At 70.7% G+C, this 17012-nt stretch carries 15 protein-coding genes and 1 riboswitch; of the genes, 6 read left to right on the plus strand and 9 right to left on the minus strand.

Annotation, left to right across the window (positions count from 1 at the left end; genetic code table 11):
* Positions 1 to 18 precede the first annotated feature (18 nt).
* Complete coding sequence (locus tag OG985_RS08685; protein ID WP_371667674.1) at positions 19 to 1182, minus strand: ROK family protein; 1164 nt, start codon at positions 1180 to 1182, stop codon at positions 19 to 21.
* 245 nt (positions 1183 to 1427) lie between these two features.
* On the opposite strand from OG985_RS08685, the gene OG985_RS08690 reads away from it, so the two are divergent.
* On the plus strand, positions 1428 to 2630 hold the full coding sequence (locus tag OG985_RS08690; protein WP_371667675.1) for a Gfo/Idh/MocA family protein: 1203 nt from the start codon (positions 1428 to 1430) through the stop codon (positions 2628 to 2630).
* A 29-nt stretch (positions 2631 to 2659) separates the two neighbouring features.
* Here the strand turns inward: OG985_RS08690 and OG985_RS08695 are convergent, their stop codons facing one another.
* The 4 genes from OG985_RS08695 to OG985_RS08710 form a co-directional block, all read right to left on the minus strand.
* Positions 2660 to 3355 (minus strand): L,D-transpeptidase family protein, encoded by a 696-nt coding sequence (locus tag OG985_RS08695; protein ID WP_371667676.1) that lies wholly within the window; start codon positions 3353 to 3355, stop codon positions 2660 to 2662.
* A 245-nt stretch (positions 3356 to 3600) separates the two neighbouring features.
* Positions 3601 to 4515, minus strand: coding sequence for an SDR family oxidoreductase (locus OG985_RS08700; RefSeq protein WP_371667677.1), 915 nt, complete (start codon positions 4513 to 4515; stop codon positions 3601 to 3603).
* Positions 4516 to 4688: 173 nt separating this feature from the next.
* A complete protein-coding gene (locus OG985_RS08705) occupies positions 4689 to 5318 on the minus strand; it encodes an MBL fold metallo-hydrolase (protein ID WP_371667678.1) in 630 nt (209 codons plus the stop codon).
* Complete coding sequence (locus tag OG985_RS08710) at positions 5318 to 6403, minus strand: S-(hydroxymethyl)mycothiol dehydrogenase (protein WP_371667679.1); 1086 nt, start codon at positions 6401 to 6403, stop codon at positions 5318 to 5320. Before OG985_RS08710 ends, OG985_RS08705 begins: the two co-directional genes overlap by 1 nt.
* 229 nt (positions 6404 to 6632) lie before the next feature.
* On the opposite strand from OG985_RS08710, the gene OG985_RS08715 reads away from it, so the two are divergent.
* On the plus strand, positions 6633 to 8387 hold the full coding sequence (locus OG985_RS08715; RefSeq protein WP_371667680.1) for an ABC transporter ATP-binding protein: 1755 nt from the start codon (positions 6633 to 6635) through the stop codon (positions 8385 to 8387).
* Between the two features lie 79 nt (positions 8388 to 8466).
* Here OG985_RS08715 and OG985_RS08720 read toward each other — a convergent pair whose 3' ends face one another.
* On the minus strand, positions 8467 to 8763 hold the full coding sequence (locus tag OG985_RS08720; RefSeq protein WP_371667681.1) for a hypothetical protein: 297 nt from the start codon (positions 8761 to 8763) through the stop codon (positions 8467 to 8469).
* Between the two features lie 173 nt (positions 8764 to 8936).
* On the opposite strand from OG985_RS08720, the gene OG985_RS08725 reads away from it, so the two are divergent.
* Positions 8937 to 9302: a nuclear transport factor 2 family protein gene (locus OG985_RS08725; RefSeq protein ID WP_371667682.1), complete on the plus strand. Its 366-nt coding sequence runs from the start codon at positions 8937 to 8939 to the stop codon at positions 9300 to 9302.
* An 860-nt stretch (positions 9303 to 10162) separates the two neighbouring features.
* Positions 10163 to 10247: riboswitch (ZMP/ZTP riboswitch) on the plus strand.
* A 20-nt stretch (positions 10248 to 10267) separates the two neighbouring features.
* Positions 10268 to 11134 (plus strand): bifunctional 5,10-methylenetetrahydrofolate dehydrogenase/5,10-methenyltetrahydrofolate cyclohydrolase, encoded by an 867-nt coding sequence (locus OG985_RS08730; RefSeq protein ID WP_371667683.1) that lies wholly within the window; start codon positions 10268 to 10270, stop codon positions 11132 to 11134.
* Between the two features lie 84 nt (positions 11135 to 11218).
* Here OG985_RS08730 and OG985_RS08735 read toward each other — a convergent pair whose 3' ends face one another.
* Both OG985_RS08735 and OG985_RS08740 read right to left on the minus strand, forming a co-directional pair.
* A complete protein-coding gene (locus OG985_RS08735) occupies positions 11219 to 12250 on the minus strand; it encodes a CU044_5270 family protein (RefSeq protein WP_371667684.1) in 1032 nt (343 codons plus the stop codon).
* Positions 12243 to 12791, minus strand: a complete 549-nt coding sequence (locus OG985_RS08740; protein ID WP_371667685.1) for an RNA polymerase sigma factor — start codon at positions 12789 to 12791, stop codon at positions 12243 to 12245. Before OG985_RS08740 ends, OG985_RS08735 begins: the two co-directional genes overlap by 8 nt.
* A 106-nt stretch (positions 12792 to 12897) precedes the next feature.
* Here OG985_RS08740 and ctaD point away from each other — a divergent pair, with 106 nt between their 5' ends.
* Together ctaD and OG985_RS08750 are read left to right on the plus strand one after the other, a co-directional pair.
* Positions 12898 to 14520, plus strand: coding sequence for a cytochrome c oxidase subunit I (ctaD, locus tag OG985_RS08745; RefSeq protein WP_371667686.1), 1623 nt, complete (start codon positions 12898 to 12900; stop codon positions 14518 to 14520).
* Positions 14517 to 14846 (plus strand): hypothetical protein, encoded by a 330-nt coding sequence (locus tag OG985_RS08750; RefSeq protein ID WP_371667687.1) that lies wholly within the window; start codon positions 14517 to 14519, stop codon positions 14844 to 14846. The genes ctaD and OG985_RS08750 overlap by 4 nt, the downstream gene beginning before the upstream one ends.
* A gap of 18 nt (positions 14847 to 14864) precedes the next feature.
* Here the strand turns inward: OG985_RS08750 and OG985_RS08755 are convergent, their stop codons facing one another.
* Positions 14865 to 16844, minus strand: coding sequence for an RICIN domain-containing protein (locus tag OG985_RS08755; RefSeq protein WP_371667688.1), 1980 nt, complete (start codon positions 16842 to 16844; stop codon positions 14865 to 14867).
* Positions 16845 to 17012 lie beyond the last annotated feature (168 nt).

Below are 17012 nucleotides of genomic sequence, written 5' to 3' on the forward strand. Positions count from 1 at the left end.
CAAGACCTGTAACGCAGTTCACACCTCCGCACTACCCAGCACCAGTTCCCGGATGGCCGGCACGGCGGCGCCGCGCGCCCAGTCGTGGAAGTCGGAGACCTTGGTCTCCAGGTCGACCGGGGCCGCCATCGGGTGCCGGTGGGAACGCAGGGTCTCGGCCACCGTCCCGCCGGCGACGTCCATCAGACCGACGCCTTCTCCGGCGAGCAGGATCTTCTGCGGCATGGCGAAGTTGGCGATGTGGGCGACCAGGGTGCCCAGGGCGCGGGCCGCCTCGTCGACGACGCGGGAGGCCATGGGTTCACCGGCGGCGGCACCGGCGAGGATCTCCTCGTACGTCAGGTCGCGGCCGGTGGCGGCCCGGAGCTGGTAGCGGATGCTGGGGATGGTCAGCAGCGAGACGGCGCTGCCGCGTTCACCGTCCGGGGTGAGCGGGCCGTTGGGGTCGAGGATCCAGTGGCGGCCGAACCCGCGGTCCTCCTCGGCGCAGGGCACCCGCCGGCCGCCCAGTACCAGTCCGTAGCCGAGGCCGGCGCCGATGGTGAGGACGACGAAGCGGTCGAGTCCGCGGCCGGCACCGAACCAGGTCTCGGCCTCGACGAGGGCCGCGACATCGTTCTCGACGACCACGGGCAGGCCGGTGCGCTGCTGGACGAGTTCGGCCAGCGGCACGTCACGCCACAGCAGGAACGGCGACTCCCCGACCACGGCACGGTCCTCGACCAGGCCGCCGACCCCGATGCCGATGCCGGCCAGGCGCGGGTGGGCGCCGGCGAACTCCTCGGTCATCTCCGCGAGCAGGTCGGCGACCCGGACCGGGTCGTGGTCGGCGAGCGGGCGGTCGTGGCGGGCGACGATGTCGCTTCTGAGGGTGGTGACGACGCCGTAGACCATGTCGCCGGTGATCTTGAAGCCGACGAAAAGTCGGGATTCGGCGACGACGTCCAGCGGCTGCGAGGGGCGTCCCTGGCGCGACTCCGCCGGGGCGGCGTCCGTTTCCGGTACCTCGACCAGCAGGCCGGACTCGATCAGTGGTTTGGTCAGCCGGGTGAGGCTGCCCGGCGAGAGGAGCAGCCGGCGGGCGAGGTCGGTGCGCGACAGCGGCCCGTGGACGAGCACCTCGATCGCCACGGAGCGCTCCTGGCGGCTCAGCGGAGGCCAGCTGGTGGCGGCTGCGGTCATGGAGGTCGGACTCCCACAGGATTTCTTTCACCGTAAAAGCAACCAGGCCACTCTAAGGCCCCGGATGGCTCGGACAAACGATGCGTACTCACCTCTTGACGGTTGGATTATTTCGCGACGAAAGTAAGTAGGCCGAGGTCGAGCAGCCTCGACGAGACCGACGCCCGATCTGACAGCCCGATCTGACAGCCCGATCTGACAGCCAGACCAACCCGATTCCCCGATCAGCGAAGGACGCGCGTTCCATGACATTCACGCTCGGCATCGTCGGCGCCGGCCAGTTCTCCGGCCAGTTCGCCACCCTGTTCCAGGCCCATCCCGGCGTGGGCGATGTCTACGTCACCGACCTGCTGCCGGAGCGGGCCGAGCGACTCGCCGCCAACCAGGGGCTGGCAGGAACGTTTTCCTCGTACCAGGCCATGCTGGAGTCGGAGGCGGTCGACGCGGTCGCGATCTTCACCCAGCGCTGGACGCACGGGCCGTTGGTGCTGCAGGGCCTCAACGCCGGCAAGCACGTGTACTCGGCGGTCCCCATGGCGATCACCACGGAGGAAATCGCGGCGATCATCAACACGGTCCGGGCGACCGGACTGACGTACATGATGGGCGAGACCAGCCAGTACAACCCGGCGACCGTGCACGCCCGCAACCAGATCGCCGAGGGCGCCTTCGGGCGGCTCTTCTACGCCGAGGGCGACTACGTCCACGACATGGACCTGGGGTTCTACGACGCCTACCAGTACAGCGGCGGCGAGAACTGGAAGGCGACCGCCAGCTATCCCCCGCTGCTCTACCCGACGCACTCGGTGGGCGGGGTGCTCGGCGCCTGGCAGACCCACGCGGTGAGTGTGTCGGCGATCGGGGTGGTCGACGAGCGGGGGGACGGCGTCTTCGACAAGGACGTCAGCCAGTTCGGCAACGACTTCTCCAACGCGAGCGCGCTGTTCGAGGTCGCCGGCGGCGGTTCGTTCCGTACGAACGAGTTCCGGCGGGTCGGCTACCCCTCCCACATACGGGAGTCACGCTTCCGCTTCTTCGGCACGGAGGCCAGCATGGAGCAGCTCGCCACCGTGGCGCTGTGGCAGGACAAGAAGGGGGTCAAGGACATCAGCGAACTCCTCGAGCCCAAGCCGACCATGTCGCCGTCCGACCCCTCCCTCCAGCACATCGCGCCGGAACTGCGGGCGGCCTTCACATCCGGCTCGGCACCGGTGCACGACCGGGCGCGGCTGCCGCGGGAGTTCGACGAGCTGCACAACGGCCACGAGGGCAGCCACCACTTCCTGGTGGACGACTTCGTGACCGCCGTCAACACACGGACGCTGCCGTCCGTGAACGCGTGGGTCGCCGCCCGCTACACCCTGCCGGGCATCGTCGCGCACGACTCGGCACGCCAGGGCGGGGCGAGGCTGGAGATCCCGGACTTCGGGGACGCCCCCGAGCTGTGACACCCGGCGGACCGGGCGCCCGTGCCGTCTCAGGTGCCCGGCTTGCGGCCGTACACGAAGACGTCGTCGCCCTTCTTCAGAAGCGACCAGTACTTCTTGGCGGTGGTCGTGGTCATGTTGACGCAGCCGTGCGAGCCCGGCGGGTTCCACATGCTGAGGCCGACCGAGTGGAAGGCCTGGCCGCCGTCGAAGAACTGGCTGTAGGGCATGGGCACGTCGTAGATGCTCGAGACGTGGTCGATGTCGCGCCAGTAGATCTTCTTCAGGCCGGTGCGGGTCTCGTAGCCGTCGCGGCCGGTGCGGACCGGCACCGGGCCGTAGACGAGCCGGCTGCCGTCCTGGATCCAGCTGAGCTGGAGCGTCAGGTTCACGCAGGCGATCCGGCCCTTGTTGACCGGGCACCTGCCGTCCCTGTTCGGGTTGTTCCCGACGGCCTTCTGCTTGTTCATCAGGTCCATCACGCCCCAGGTGACGGGACCCGCGTAGCCGATGTTCGGTGTGATGCCGTGCTTGTTCTGGAACGACTGGATGGCCTTGCAGTCGGCGGAGGACTGCCTTCCGTCGACCGGACGGCCGAGGAACTTCTCCACCTTCTTCTGGTACGGCCCCGCCGCCGTGGTACAGCTCGCGGCCTGCGCCGGAGCGGCGCCGAGCGCGAGAGTGAGCGGTGCCACCAGTCCGGTGATCCCCAGTACGACGGCTCCCCGCCTGCGTATGTCCCCCATGGTGGGCCATTCCCCTTCATACGATGCTGCTCGTCCGGTCTGCGACCTCAGTCACCTAGACCGGTCACCGGCCCACGCGGTTGTAGCACCGTTCGCGCTGCGACCAAACGGTGACATTCGTTGCCCCACGGGCACCGCCAGCCACAGTACGCACTGCCGCACCATGACCTCGGCCCCGGGAGGGCAGGTGTGATCCACGCCATCACCCCGACGGGGTCCTCCGGCCCCCGCCGCGCCCCTCCGCCTCACCGGTACCCGGTCGTGTCCGCCGGCTTGTCCGCGTCCTGGACCTCGACCATGTAGCGCCAGGCGTCCGGACGGCTGCCGTCGACATCGGTGAAGCCGTACACCTGGGCCAGTGAACCGCTGGAGAGGGACCCGCCGTTCCAGCGGGCCCGGTCCGGGTCCGCGGCGAGCGCGGCGACGGCCCGGCCGACGTAGCGCGGTGTCTCGGAGATCGCGAAGTGGGGGAAACGTTCCAGCGCGTCGCGCCAGTTGTCCTCGCGCACCTCGAAGGCGTCGAGCATCATCTCCGAGCGCAGCCAGCCCGGGGTCAGCGCCACCGCGGTGGCGCCGCGCGGTCCCAGCTCGTGGCCCAGGGCGAAGGCCATGCGCAGCACGGACGCCTTGGCGATGTCGTAGAAGAAGGAGACGCGGTAGGTGTCGCGGTTGTACTCGGCGGTGCCGTCGGTCATCTCGACGACCAGGCCGCCGGGCCGGCGCAGCAGCAGAGGCAGGGCGTGGTGGCTGGTGATCGCGTGCGTCTCGACCGCGAGCCGCAACAGCCGGAGCCCCTTGTCGAGGTCGTGCTCCCACACCGTGCTGTCCCACTCGAAGAGGGTCTCCCCGCCCCAGACGTCGTTGACGAGGACGTCCAGGCGGCCGCGCTCCTCGGCGATGCGGTCCACGAGGGTGCGGACCTGCGCCGGGTCGAGGTGGTCGGTGGGTACGGCGATGCCGTGACCGCCCGCTTCGGTGACCAGGTCGGCGGTGTCCTCGATGGTCTCGGGACGGTCGTACTCCGAGCGCCGGGCGCGGGTGCTGCGTCCGGTGACGTAGACGGTGGCTCCGGCCGCGCCCAACTCCACGGCGATGCCCCGGCCGGCTCCCCGGGTGGCCCCCGCCACCAGTGCGACCCTGCCGTCCAACGGATGTGACATGTCCGACCTCCCGGCCCTCGACTGCGCTGTCCCTACGAGGGTGACGGGGAAGCCGGACATCTCCTGTCGCCTTTTACCGCGCCGCTCGCGAAGGACCACCCGGCCGGGCGCAGTACGCGGGACGCGGCGGCCCGTCCGGGGCGGGGGTAGGGGCGGTCGCGCGCGCCCGGGTGTCAGTGGCCGCGGGCGATCCACTCCTCCAGGTGCGGCGCCTCGGCCCCGATGGTGGTCGACTCGCCGTGGCCGGTGAGCACCTTCGTCTCGGCCGGCAGACCCAGCAGCCGCGCACGGATCGACTCGACGATCGTAGGGAAGTGGGAGTAGGAGCGGCCGGTGGCGCCCGGGCCGCCCTGGAAGAGGGTGTCCCCGGTGAAGACCGTCGCCAGGCCCGGGTCGTACAGGCAGACCGCGCCGGGCGCGTGTCCGGGAGTGTGCAGCACCCTCAGGTCGGCGCCGGCGGCCTCGATGACCTGGCCGTCGACCAGCCAGGCGTCGGGTTCACGGTCCGGGTGGGTCTGCTTCCACAGCGGCAGATCGTCGTGGTGCAGCCAGATGGTGGCTCCGGTGCGCTCGGCGAGGGCGGGTGCCGCGTCGATGTGGTCGTTGTGGGCGTGGGTGCACACGATGGCCGTCAGCCGGCGGTCCCCCACGGCCGCGGCGATGGCGTCGGCGTCGTGGGCGGCGTCGATGACCACCACCTCGTGGTCGTCGCCGACGAGCCAGACGTTGTTGTCGACGTCCCAGCTGCCGCCGTCGAGCGTGAACTGCCCGGAGGTGACGAGGCGTTCGATGCGGGCGGCCATCACAGCACCACCACCGAGCGCAGCACGTCACCGTGGTGCATCCGCTCGAACGCCTTCTCCACCTCGTCGAGCCGGATCGTCTCGGTGACGAACGCCCCGAGGTCCAGCCGGCCCTGGAGGTGCAGGTCGATCAGCATCGGGAAGTCCCGGCTGGGCAGACAGTCGCCGTACCAGGAGGACTTCAGCGCCCCGCCGCGCCCGAACACGTCCAGCAGCGGAAGCTCCAGCTTCATCTCCGGCGTGGGCACACCGACCAGGACGACCGTGCCGGCCAGGTCACGGGCGTAGAACGCCTGCCGGTACGTCTCCGGGCGTCCGACCGCCTCGATCACCACGTCCGCGCCGAACCCGCCGGTCAGTTCCTGGATCGCCGCCACCGCGTCGGTCTCCCGCGAGTTGACGGTGTGGGTGGCGCCCATGGTGCGGGCGGTGGCGAGTTTACGGTCGTCGATGTCGACGGCGATGATCCTCGCGGCGCCGGCCAGGCGCGACCCGGCGATCGCCGCGTCCCCCACGCCGCCGCAGCCGATCACCGCGACCGAGTCGCCCCGGCCGACGTTGCCGGTGTTGATGGCCGCCCCGATACCCGCCATCACGCCGCACCCCAGCAGGCCCGCCACCTGCGGGGCCACGGACGGGTCGACCTTCGTGCACTGCCCGACCGCGACCAGCGTCTTCTCCGCGAACGCCCCGATGCCGAGGGCCGGGGAGAGCTCGGTGCCGTCGGTGAGGGTCATCCGCTGCGTGGCGTTGTGGGTGTCGAAGCAGTACCAGGGGCGTCCGCGCAGACAGGCCCGGCACTGTCCGCACACCGCACGCCAGTTGAGGACCACGAAGTCACCGGGCGCCACGTCGGTGACGCCCTCGCCGACCGACTCCACCACACCCGCCGCCTCATGGCCCAGCAGGAAGGGGAACTCGTCGTTGATGCCGCCCTGCTTGTAGTGCAGGTCGGTATGACAGACCCCGCAGGCCTGCACCTTCACCACGGCCTCACCGGGCCCCGGATCGGGCACGACGATCGTCTCGATCCGCACCGGTTCGTCCTTACCCGGTGCGATCACGCCGCGTACTTCCTGCGCCATCGTGCTGAACCCTTTCGTCGGCCGAAGTCCCCCTTGGCGACCCTACGCGTGACTGATCGGTAAGGGCACGGAACGCACGCGGCGGCCCGCCCCCGACCTGCCACCCGGTTCACGCGGAGCACGACGGGCCGGCACTCGCCCCGGGGCGGGACACCGTACCGGCGGACCCGGCGGGAGCGCGCCGACGTAGCCTGAGGGCTTCGCCCGACCCACGGTCCGAAGGAGCGTCGTGAGCATCGCACAGACGGAGACCGGACCACCCGCCTGGCGGCTGCTCCTCGGCTACGTACGTCCGCACCGGTGGGCCCTGCTGACCGGCGCCCTGCTCTCGCTCGTCACGGGAGCCACCGGGCTGCTGCTGCCGCTGGTGGCACGGGAGTTGATCGACGACCTGTCGCACGACCGGGCCATCACCGGCGCGTTGGTCGTCATGTCGTGTCTGGTGGTGACCAACGCGGCGCTGGGCGGGGTCGGTTCGTACGTGCTGCGGCGCACCGCCGAGTCGGTGGTGCTCGGCGCACGGCGCGCGCTGTCGTCGTACCTGCTGCGGCTGCGCATCCCGGCCGTGGACCGCAGCGAACCGGGCGACCTCATGGCGCGCATCACCTCGGACACCACCCTGCTGCGCGAGGTCACCACCGACTCGCTCGTCGGCCTCGGCACCGGCGGCCTCACGCTCGTGGCGACGGTGGTCATGATGGGGCTGGTGGACCCGGTGCTGCTGGGGGTCACGCTGGCGGTGATCCTGGGCGCGGGGACGGTACTCGGCGTGATCGTGCCGCGCATCAACCGGGCGAGCCGGCGGGCGCAGGACGCGGTCGGTGTGATGGGCGCCTCGCTGGAGCGGATCCTCGGCGCGTTGCGCACCGTGAAGGCCTCCGGCGCCGAGCACCGGGAGGAGCGCACGCTGCACGCGGCCGCCGAGGAGTCGTGGCGGCAGAGCGTGAGCGCCGCCAAGTGGTCGGCGGCGGCGGGCAACACCGCGGGACTGGCGATGCAGATCGCGTTCATCACGGTGCTCGCGGTGGGCGGGGCGCGGGTCGCGACCGGCGCGATCGAGGTGGGCACGCTGGTCGCCTTCCTGCTGTACGTCTTCTATCTCATGTCGCCGATCCAGCAGGTCGTCGGCGCGATCACGCAGTACCAGACGGGCGCCGCGGCCCTCTCCCGCATCCAGGAGGCGCTGCACCTGCCCGCCGAACCGGCGGGCGAGTCCGCGCCGTTGCCCGGCACCGGCGCGGAGCCCGCCGCCGTGGCCTTCACCGACGTCCGCTTCCGGTACGCCGACGACCTGCCGTACGTCCATCACGGGGTGACCTTCGACGTGCCCGCGCGGGGCATGACGGCCTTCGTCGGACCGTCCGGCGCGGGCAAGACGACGGTCTTCTCCCTCATCGAGCGGTTCTACGACCCGGAATCCGGGGCGATCACACTCGACGGGCGCGACGTCGTGGACTGGGACCTGCCCGGGCTGCGTTCCGCGATCGGATACGTGGAGCAGGACGCGCCGGTCCTGTCGGGCTCGCTGCGCGACAACCTGCTGCTGGGCAACCCGGACGCGGACGAGGACGCGGTCGCCGGGGTACTGAGGACGACCCGTCTCGACGGCCTGGTGGCCCGGCTGCCGGGCGGCCTGGGCACCCTGGTCGGGCACCGCGGCACCAAGCTGTCGGGCGGTGAGCGCCAGCGGGTCGCCATCGCCCGCGCCCTGCTGCGCCGCCCGCGGCTGCTGCTGCTCGACGAGGCCACCTCGCAGCTGGACGCGGTGAACGAGGCGGCGCTGCGCGACACGGTCGCCGACGTGGCCCGGACGACGACCGTCCTCGTCGTCGCCCACCGGCTGTCCACGGTGACCATGGCCGACCGGATCGTGGTGATGGACGCGGGGCGGGTACGCGCGGTCGGCACCCATCGCGAACTGGTGGCCGCCGACCCGCTGTACGCCGAGCTCGCGGCGACCCAGTTCCTGGCCACGGCCGGCTGACCGGCCCCAGCGCACCCCGGACGCGTTCGAGGGCCGCCCGTTTCGGGGCGGCCCTCGATGTGCTGCGAACCGGCCGTCGTCACCCGAGGGTGAGGAGCCCGCTGACCGGTGCGACCAGGTCCGTGAGCTGGCGCAGGTGGCCGAACTCGCGGAGGTCGTCGACCTTGTTCAGCTGGGCCAGCTGCTGGGAGACCCGCGGGGTCGCGGCCTGGTGCTCGGCCGGCATGCCGCTCGCGGCAAGCGAGTCGAGGGTGGCGATCGGGTTCAGCTGTCCCGTGGCGGGGGCCGGAGCGGCGGCGTTCGCGAGCGGCGCGGCGAGGCCGGTGACACCGACGGCGAGACCGACGGCTGCGACGATACGTCGAGTTGAGATCATGCACTGCGCAACGCCGGCGGGTCCGCCGCGGACACGGGCACCCCGTACCGCTCACCCGTCAGGCGGAGCGGACCGGCTGCGCTTGCCGAGCCCGCCGGGGCGGAGGAGTCTCGGAGGAGGGGTCTTTCGCGGCCCGCTCCCCAGCGGGGCGCGGCCCCTCGAAGGAGGTCATCATGGGCACCGCGGCAGGCCCCGGCTTCGACACCGAAGCCCTGCGCCGGGGCATCGAAGGACACACTGCGGCGACTCTTCTGTCGCTCTACGCGGACGACGCGGAGATCCGGGTCGTGGACCGCAACACCCAGCCGAGCAAACCCATGGTCCTGCAGGGCCGTGACGAGATCGGCAAGATGCTCGAGGACGTCTACAAGCGCGACATGACGCACAAGATGGAGAACTGCGTCGTGCAGGGCGACAGCGTCGCCTTCACCGAGTCCTGTCTGTACCCGGACGGGGTCCGTGTCCTCGCCGAGTCGATGATGTCGCTGCGCGACGGCAAGATCGTCCAGCAGACCATGATCCAGGCATGGGACGAGTAGGGAGGATACTGCCGAGGGTCCAGATCACGTCCCGGTTGACCTGGACCTTCTCGGCGCGGGCCCAGCTGGGGAGGGCTCGTCCGACCCCCTTCCCGCGGCCACGACCGCTTCGCGCGGGTCTGCCGGTGTCCGTCTTCCTGTTGCGCTCGCTGGTCCGGGGAGCACGCTCCCGCCCCCTCCCTCCACCACCACGTCCGGTCCGCCCCCGGCACCCCCGCCGTCACCGTCACCGCCGAGCCTGACGGTCACCCACCGCCGACCGGCCCGCTCGCGCACACGCCGAACCAGTCCGGCTCCGTCCTGGGGTCGAGCCCCGCCGACAGGAGCTCCGCGCACTCGCCGCCGGCCCGCCCGGCACGGCCGAGCAGGCGCAGCGGCGCCGTCCGAGCGGAGAGCGCCCCGACGCCAAGCCCCGGACACCCGCACGCGCACCCGTCCGGCCCTGGCCGCGGCCGAAGTCGCCCTGAACCGGGGCTGTTTCGGCCCCGGCGAGCACTGCGGGCACGCGCATCGCGACGACGGAGCAGGCGAAGCACCACACGTACCGGTCGGCCGCGCGGCCGACCGGTCTCACCGCCCCGTACAGCAGTCCCGCCGCACAGGAACCGGTCGCCTGGCGGCCTGACATCGCCACGGCGACCGTCGTCGCCTCACGGTCGGCACACTCCGAGCGAGCTCACGGGGTCCGGAGCGGTCCGACGGCTCCGGACTATGCGCGGGGTCCTCGGCCGTTCGAGACCGCCCGCCCCGGTCGTACGCCCTGCGGGGTGCCTGCCGATGAGCAGGACGGGGCCGGTACGGCCCGCGAAGGCCGCGACCAGCCGCGGCAGCCACCCGCAGGTGCCGTAGCGCTTAGGCTGGACTGAGGCCGTGACTGGCGCTGAGGTGGAGCACCACCGGGGAGCGGCCCACGCAGAGTCGATGCCGTGCGCCTGGGCGATCCGTAACCAGCTCAGGAGTGGATCATGTCCCAGGCCCGGCTCATGGACGGCACCGCGCTCGCCCGCCGCATCGTGGCGGACACCGCCGAGCGGGCGGCCGGCCTCACCCGGCGGACGGGCACGGCGCCCTGCCTCGCCACGGTGCTGGTCGGCGAGGACCCCGCGTCGGTCACGTACGTCCGCATGAAGCAGAACCGTTCCCGCAAGGCGGGCATCGAGTCGCGGCACGTGAAACTGCCCGCCGCAACGACCACCGCGGAACTGGTCGGCACCTTGCGGTCCCTGTCGCAGGACCCCGAGGTGCACGGCATCCTGCTGCAGCACCCGATGGGCCCGCACATCGACGAGCGGGCCGCGTTCGAGGCGATCGCGCCCGAGAAGGACGTCGACGGCGTCACGTTCGCCTCGTTCGCGACGATGAGCTTCGGTCTGCCGGGCTTCGTCTCCTGCACACCCGGCGGCATCATGCGGCTGCTCGACGCGTACGAGGTCGACCCGGCCGGTAAGCGGGCCGTGGTGGTGGGCCGCAGCGCGATTCTCGGCAAGCCGGCCGGGATGCTGCTGCTGGCCCGCGACGCGACCGTGACGTACTGCCACTCCCGAACCCGTGACCTCTCCGCGGTGGTGCGCGAGGCGGACATCGTGGTCGCCGCGGTGGGTCGGCCGCGGCTGATCCGTGGCCAGGACGTGAAGCCCGGCGCGGTCGTGGTGGACGCGGGCTACAACCCCGGGAACGTCGGCGACGTCGACTTCGACTCGGCCGTGGAGCGGGCTTCCCTGATCACCCCGGTGCCGGGCGGTGTCGGTCCGATGACGATCGCGACGCTCCTGGAGCAGACGGTCGAGGCCGCGGGCCGGCAGCTCGGGGTGACAGTGACGGGCGGGGTCTGATCACCGGGGGGTGATCAGACAGGCGTGGTCGTACCGGCATGGTCGTACCGGCATGATCAGACGGGTGTGATCAGACGGGTGTGATCAGCGCATCCAGGCGCTGTACTCCATCACGTCACCGGCTTCGAGGCCGAACTCGGGCTCGGCCACTGTCGCGGTGGATTCCAGGCCGAGGACGGCACCGGTGGCCGGGTCCATGATCAGCATGCGTCGGAAACCGGCGCCCTTGTACACGTACGCCTGCCCGCCGCGCCCGAGCCGGTCGGTCACCCGGCCGACCGGGCGCAGCCCCTCGGTGTCCGCGAGCAGCCGCGCGAGCGTCGCGGACTCGCGGGCGCCGAGGGTCCAGTTGTCGAGCAGGAGGCCGACGGCGTCGAGGAGTTCGTTGGTGGACGGCCTGGTGTGGCGGTACGCGGCCTCCTGAAGATAGGCGCGCAGCTGGGCGACGTCGTGCGGCGGCGGTGACTCGGGGGGTGCGTCGCTCCAGCTCGGGGGGTAGGTCTGCCGGCTGATGACGTGGCCGTCCTCTACCAGGTGCGGGGAGTCGTCCGCGTCGCTGAGGACGGGGCGGCCGGGGTGCCGGGGGTCGGTCGCGACGACGACCTCCGTGTGGCTGTCGTCGGCGTGCCAGCGCACGACGCGCTCCTCGGGGAGGGTGATCGGGGGCTTGTCCTCGCTCATGCCCATGCTCCAGGACTGCACGTGCGTGCCCTTGCTCAGGCTCGGCGAGCCGTCGGCCGCGGCCGCCTCCGCCCGGTCGGCCAGCAGCTTCAGGGGCACGGAGGTGGAATCGGCCTGGACGACCAGGGGGCGGGGTGCGGCGACGGCGGGCGGGGTGCCGGGGCCGCTGACGACGAGGGTCAGCGTGACGGTGGAGACGACCGCCGCGGCCACGAGTCCCCAGGCCAGCCGTGCCCTGTGACCACGGGCGGCGAGGTGCGGGGGCCGGACACGCGGGACGCTCCGCCACGCCGTGCGGGGCGAGGGGCGCCTGTGCAACAGTTCGTCGAGGTGCCGCTCGGCCCGGTGATTCAGCGGTCCGTCACCGAAGTGGGGGCCGTCGGCCGGCACCGGGTCGGCGCGGCGCAGGAGTTCGAGTTCGAGTTCGTCAGCCATGGTCGTGCTCCTTCGTGGCTGTCCCACTGGTGGCGGCTGCGGGGCGCATACGGTCTATCTCGGCTCTCAGCCGGCCCCTGGCCCGGTGCAGCCGCATCGACGCCGCCCGCTGTCCGCAGCCGAGGGCGACGGCGATCTCCTCGATCCCGAGTTCCTCCCAGGCCGTCAGGCGCAGCACCTCCTGGTCGGCCGGGGAGAGCCGGGCGAGAGCGTCGTGCACCCAGCCGCCCGGTGTGTCGGCGTCCGGGCCCGCCGCGATGTGCCGGCCGTGCGCGGTGTCGTCGTTGCCCAGCCGGTCGACGAGCCGGCGCAGGCGACCGTGGCCGCGTACGGCGTTGGACAGGCAGTTGCGTGCCACGCCGTACAGCCAGGGCAGCGGGGACGGCGGCAGGTCGGCCCGGCGGCGCCAGGCGACCGTGAACACCTCCGCCACCACCTCCTCGACCTCGCTCGTCCGTCCGCCCAGCCGTCGCGCGACGTAGCGGCTGACCGCCCAGTAGTGCTCGCGATAGGCAGCGGCGAAGATCTCGTCGTTGCTCATGTTCCGTTCGTGTCCGGCACCCGTCCGATCGTCACAGCCGTCCGCCGTGATTCACCTCGCATCCCCGAAGTGTGACGTCCCCGCCGGGCGCGGACACAGGCGGGGCGTGAGAGATCTCAACGTCAAGAGCATCAAGTGGCTGACGACCACCGACCACAAGACGATCGGAACGCTGTACCTGATCACGTCGTTCGCGTTCTTCTGCATAGGCGGCGTGATGGCGCTGTTCATGCGCGCCGAGCTGGCCCGGCCGGGTCTGCAGATCATGTCGAGCGAGCAGTTCAACCAGGCGTTCACGATGCACGGCACGATCATGCTGCTGATGTTCGCGACGCCGCTGTTCGCCGGCTTCACGAACTGGATCATGCCGCTGCAGATCGGTGCGCCCGACGTGGCGTTCCCGCGGCTGAACATGTTCGCCTACTGGCTGTACCTGTTCGGCTCGACGATCGCGGTGGGCGGCTTCCTGACCCCGCAGGGCGCGGCCGACTTCGGCTGGTTCGCCTACTCCCCGCTGTCGGACGCGGTCCGCTCGCCGGGCATCGGCGCCGACCTGTGGATCATGGGTCTGGCCTTCTCCGGCTTCGGCACCATCCTCGGCGCGGTCAACTTCATCACCACGATCATCTGCATGCGCGCTCCCGGCATGACGATGTTCCGCATGCCGATCTTCGTGTGGAACGTGCTGCTGACGGCGGTCCTGGTCCTGCTCGCCTTCCCGGTACTCGCGGCTGCGCTGTTCGCCCTTGAGGCGGATCGGAAGTTCGGCGCTCACGTCTTCGACTCGGCCAACGGCGGAGCGCTGCTGTGGCAACACCTCTTCTGGTTCTTCGGCCATCCAGAGGTGTACATCATCGCGCTGCCGTTCTTCGGCATCATCTCCGAAGTGATCCCGGTGTTCTCCCGCAAGCCGATGTTCGGCTACATGGGCCTGATCGCCGCGACCATCTCCATCGCCGGCCTGTCCGTGACCGTGTGGGCCCACCACATGTACGTCACCGGCGGAGTGCTGCTGCCGTTCTTCTCCTTCATGACGTTCCTCATCGCCGTACCGACGGGCGTGAAGTTCTTCAACTGGATCGGCACGATGTGGAGGGGCAGCCTGTCCTTCGAGACGCCCATGCTGTGGGCCACGGGTTTCCTGCTCACCTTCGTCTTCGGCGGCCTGACGGGCGTGATCCTGGCATCACCACCCCTAGACTTCGCGACCTCCGACACCTACTTCGTGGTGGCGCACTTCCACTACGTCGTCTTCGGCACCGTCGTCTTCGCGATGTTCTCCGGCTTCCATTTCTGGTGGCCGAAGTTCACCGGCAAGATGCTCGACGAGCGCCTCGGCAAGATCACCTTCTGGACGCTGTTCATCGGCTTCCACGGCACCTTCCTGGTCCAGCACTGGCTGGGCGTGAACGGCATGCTGCGCCGGGTTCCGGACTATCTGGCCGTGGAGGGCCTGACCACGCTCAACACGGTGTCGACGATCTTCTCGTTCCTGCTCGGCCTCTCCTTCCTGCCGTTCCTCTACAACGTGTGGAAGACGGCCAAGTACGGCAAGCCGGTCGAGGTGGACGACCCGTGGGGCTACGGCCGCTCACTCGAGTGGGCGACCTCCTGCCCGCCGCCGCGGCACAACTTCCTCAGGCTGCCGCAGATCCGCAGCGAGTCCCCGGCGTTCGACCTGCACCACCCCGAAATCCTGCCGCAGGAGAAGGAGTTGACCCGCGCGTGAGCACCTTGGACAGCCGGGCGCTGCTCAACGAGATCGAGGGCCATCTGCTGATCGCCGCCGCCCACGAGGAGGGCCGCAGGGCGGCCGCGCACTTCAGCGCCCCGCTCCTCTGGCTGACGGACGGTCAGCGGGAGGAGGTGGAGCGCCGGTTCGAGGCGGAGTACCTCGTCCTCGCCCGCACCTCCTGGCAGCGCACGGCGGAGCGTGCCCGCGAGGTGCGGGGCGAGTACGAGGAGACGTACCGCGGCCTGCGGCGCCGCCTGCTGGCCGGCTGGCTGCTGGTGTGCGCCGTGGCCGCCGCCGCCGTGGTGCTGACCCTCGGGTAGGACCTGTTCCGCTCCGCCCTACGTCAGGGTCCACTTCTGGTTGTCGCCGCCGTCGCAGGTCCACAGGTCCAGCGGGCTCCCGTTGGCGGTGGCGTTGTTGTACACGTCCAGGCAGAGACCGGCGTTGACATTGACGATCGTGCCGTCACTGTTCACGTTCCACTGCTGGTTGGCCTGGCCGTTGCAGTCCCAGATGACGGCCTTGGTCCCGTTGCTCGTGCCGAGGTTGTAGGCGTCCAGGCACTTGTTGCCGTACAGCACGAGTTCCTTGCGGGAGGTGTACGTCCAGGACTGGTTCTGGCCGCCGTTGCAGTCCCACAGCTCGGCCTGGGTGCCGTTGCCGATGGTGTTGTCGTAGATGTCGAGGCAGCGGCCGGACTGCTTGCCGACGGCGAGGGTGCCGTTGGCTCCGGGCAGCGGTCTGACCGTGATGGAGTCGAGCGTCGGGGCGCCCGAGAAGGTGAGCCTGTTGGCGGAACCCTTGGACAGGGCGACGGCCACGGAGACCGTGCCCGCGCTCGACCCGGTCGGCGGGAAGGAGACCGTGGTGGCGTTCTGGCCGTTGACCTGGAGGGTGGCCGTACGGGCGGTGGCGGCGGTGTTGGTGTAGGAGACGTCGACGGTCTTCACCCCGGTGCTGCCCGCGACCACGCCGGTGAAGGCCGAGCCGCCGGTGTACGTGCTGCTGGCCGCCTCGGTGCCGCCGGTCACCGTGAGCAGGACGGAGCCGCCGGCCGGGACGCTAGTGGTGTAGCCGGTGCCGTAACTGCCCACGTCGGAACGGGTCCACAGGTCCCGGACGGTCGCGGAGGCGTTGGTCAGGCCGAGGTCGGACCAGCGTACGGTGATGTTCCTGGCGGCGGACGTCCGGTTGAGCAGCACGACCGCGCGCTTGCCGGTACCCGACAGCACCCTGCCGTAGACCTGTGCCCCGGTGGTGTCCTCGGCGACCTTGACGCCCTGGAGTCCGCGCGCGTCCTGGTCGACGGCGATGACCTCGGGGTTCTTGAGGACGGCCGCGGTCTCCGACGTGATCGTCGTCAGGTCGTTGCCGGCCAGCAGCGGGGCGCCGGAGATCGCCCACAGGTTCATGTGGGTGCGGTTCTGGGCGGCGGTGAAGCCGTCCATGCCGACCATCAGCATGTCCGGGTCGTTGTAGTAGCCGGTGTGCTGGGCCGTGGGGTGCAGCGTCTGGTCGAAGTTGGACAGCAGGCTGCTCATCGACGGCTTGTTGCCGTAGTAGATGATGTCGGTGCTGGTCCGCCACATGGGGGCCTGGCCCGGTGCCCAGTTCCAGGGGTTCTGGTAGCCCCAGTTGCAGATCGAGAGCGTCAGCGGACGGCCGGTGGCCGCCGTGGCCCTGGTGACGGAGTCGCTGATGGCCCGGTAGGTGGTCTTCGCGTCGAGTTTCTCGGCGTCGCCGCCGCACCAGTCGACCTTGACGAAGTCGAAGCCCCAGGTGGAGAACTGCAGCATGTCCTGGTCGTAGTGGCCCTCGCTGCCCGAACCGGGCGCGGCGGGGCGGCCGGTCGGGAAGTAGTAGCCGCAGCCGTCCTTGCCGGCGTCGGTGTAGATGCCGGCCTTGAGGCCCTTGCTGTGGATGTAGTCGGCGATGGCACTCATGCCACCGGGCCACTCGGCGGTGTCGACGGTGATGTTCCCGGCGCTGTCGCGGGTGCCCTGCCACCAGCCCTCGTCGATGTTGATGTACGTGTACCCGGCCGCCGGCAGGCCCGCCGCGACGAACGCGTCGACCTGCTTCTTGATGACGTTGTAGTCGATCTTGGCGGCGAAACTGTTCCAGGAGGCCCAGCCCATGGGGGCGGCGGACACCGGTATCTGGCGGGTCGTGGCCGCCTGGGCCGGCCCGGGGCCGGCGAAGAGCAGTGCGGTGGCCACGGTCAGGACGAGGACCAGGACGCGTACGGTGGAGGCTCTGGAACGGCGGAGGAGACCTCTGACGGGCGGGCGCGGCGGGGCGGACGTGCGGGGGGACATGCGGCTCCTTCAGATGGGGGGAGAACCCATGTTGTGCGGTATTTCGGACACAGATCGATGAACCGAACGCATCGCGGGGCGAACGTAGAACCGCGAGAGGGCAAAGTCAACGGCTGCGACAGGGGTGATGTCCGGCGTGAACTCGCTGTCGTCAGCGGGTCGTTGTCC

This window comes from Streptomyces sp. NBC_00289 (assembly GCF_041435115.1).
GTDB lineage: Bacteria > Actinomycetota > Actinomycetes > Streptomycetales > Streptomycetaceae > Streptomyces.

Coding starts and splice junctions, on each gene's coding strand:
- OG985_RS08725 (WP_371667682.1), top strand. CDS start 8,937: ATGGGCACCGCGGCAGGCCCCGGCTTCGACACCGAAGCCCTGCGCCGG.
- OG985_RS08695 (WP_371667676.1), bottom strand. CDS start 3,355: ATGGGGGACATACGCAGGCGGGGAGCCGTCGTACTGGGGATCACCGGA.
- OG985_RS08755 (WP_371667688.1), bottom strand. CDS start 16,844: ATGTCCCCCCGCACGTCCGCCCCGCCGCGCCCGCCCGTCAGAGGTCTC.
- OG985_RS08700 (WP_371667677.1), bottom strand. CDS start 4,515: ATGTCACATCCGTTGGACGGCAGGGTCGCACTGGTGGCGGGGGCCACC.
- OG985_RS08735 (WP_371667684.1), bottom strand. CDS start 12,250: ATGGCTGACGAACTCGAACTCGAACTCCTGCGCCGCGCCGACCCGGTG.
- OG985_RS08710 (WP_371667679.1), bottom strand. CDS start 6,403: ATGGCGCAGGAAGTACGCGGCGTGATCGCACCGGGTAAGGACGAACCG.
- OG985_RS08690 (WP_371667675.1), top strand. CDS start 1,428: ATGACATTCACGCTCGGCATCGTCGGCGCCGGCCAGTTCTCCGGCCAG.
- OG985_RS08685 (WP_371667674.1), bottom strand. CDS start 1,182: ATGACCGCAGCCGCCACCAGCTGGCCTCCGCTGAGCCGCCAGGAGCGC.
- OG985_RS08705 (WP_371667678.1), bottom strand. CDS start 5,318: ATGGCCGCCCGCATCGAACGCCTCGTCACCTCCGGGCAGTTCACGCTC.
- OG985_RS08720 (WP_371667681.1), bottom strand. CDS start 8,763: ATGATCTCAACTCGACGTATCGTCGCAGCCGTCGGTCTCGCCGTCGGT.
- OG985_RS08740 (WP_371667685.1), bottom strand. CDS start 12,791: ATGAGCAACGACGAGATCTTCGCCGCTGCCTATCGCGAGCACTACTGG.
- OG985_RS08730 (WP_371667683.1), top strand. CDS start 10,268: ATGTCCCAGGCCCGGCTCATGGACGGCACCGCGCTCGCCCGCCGCATC.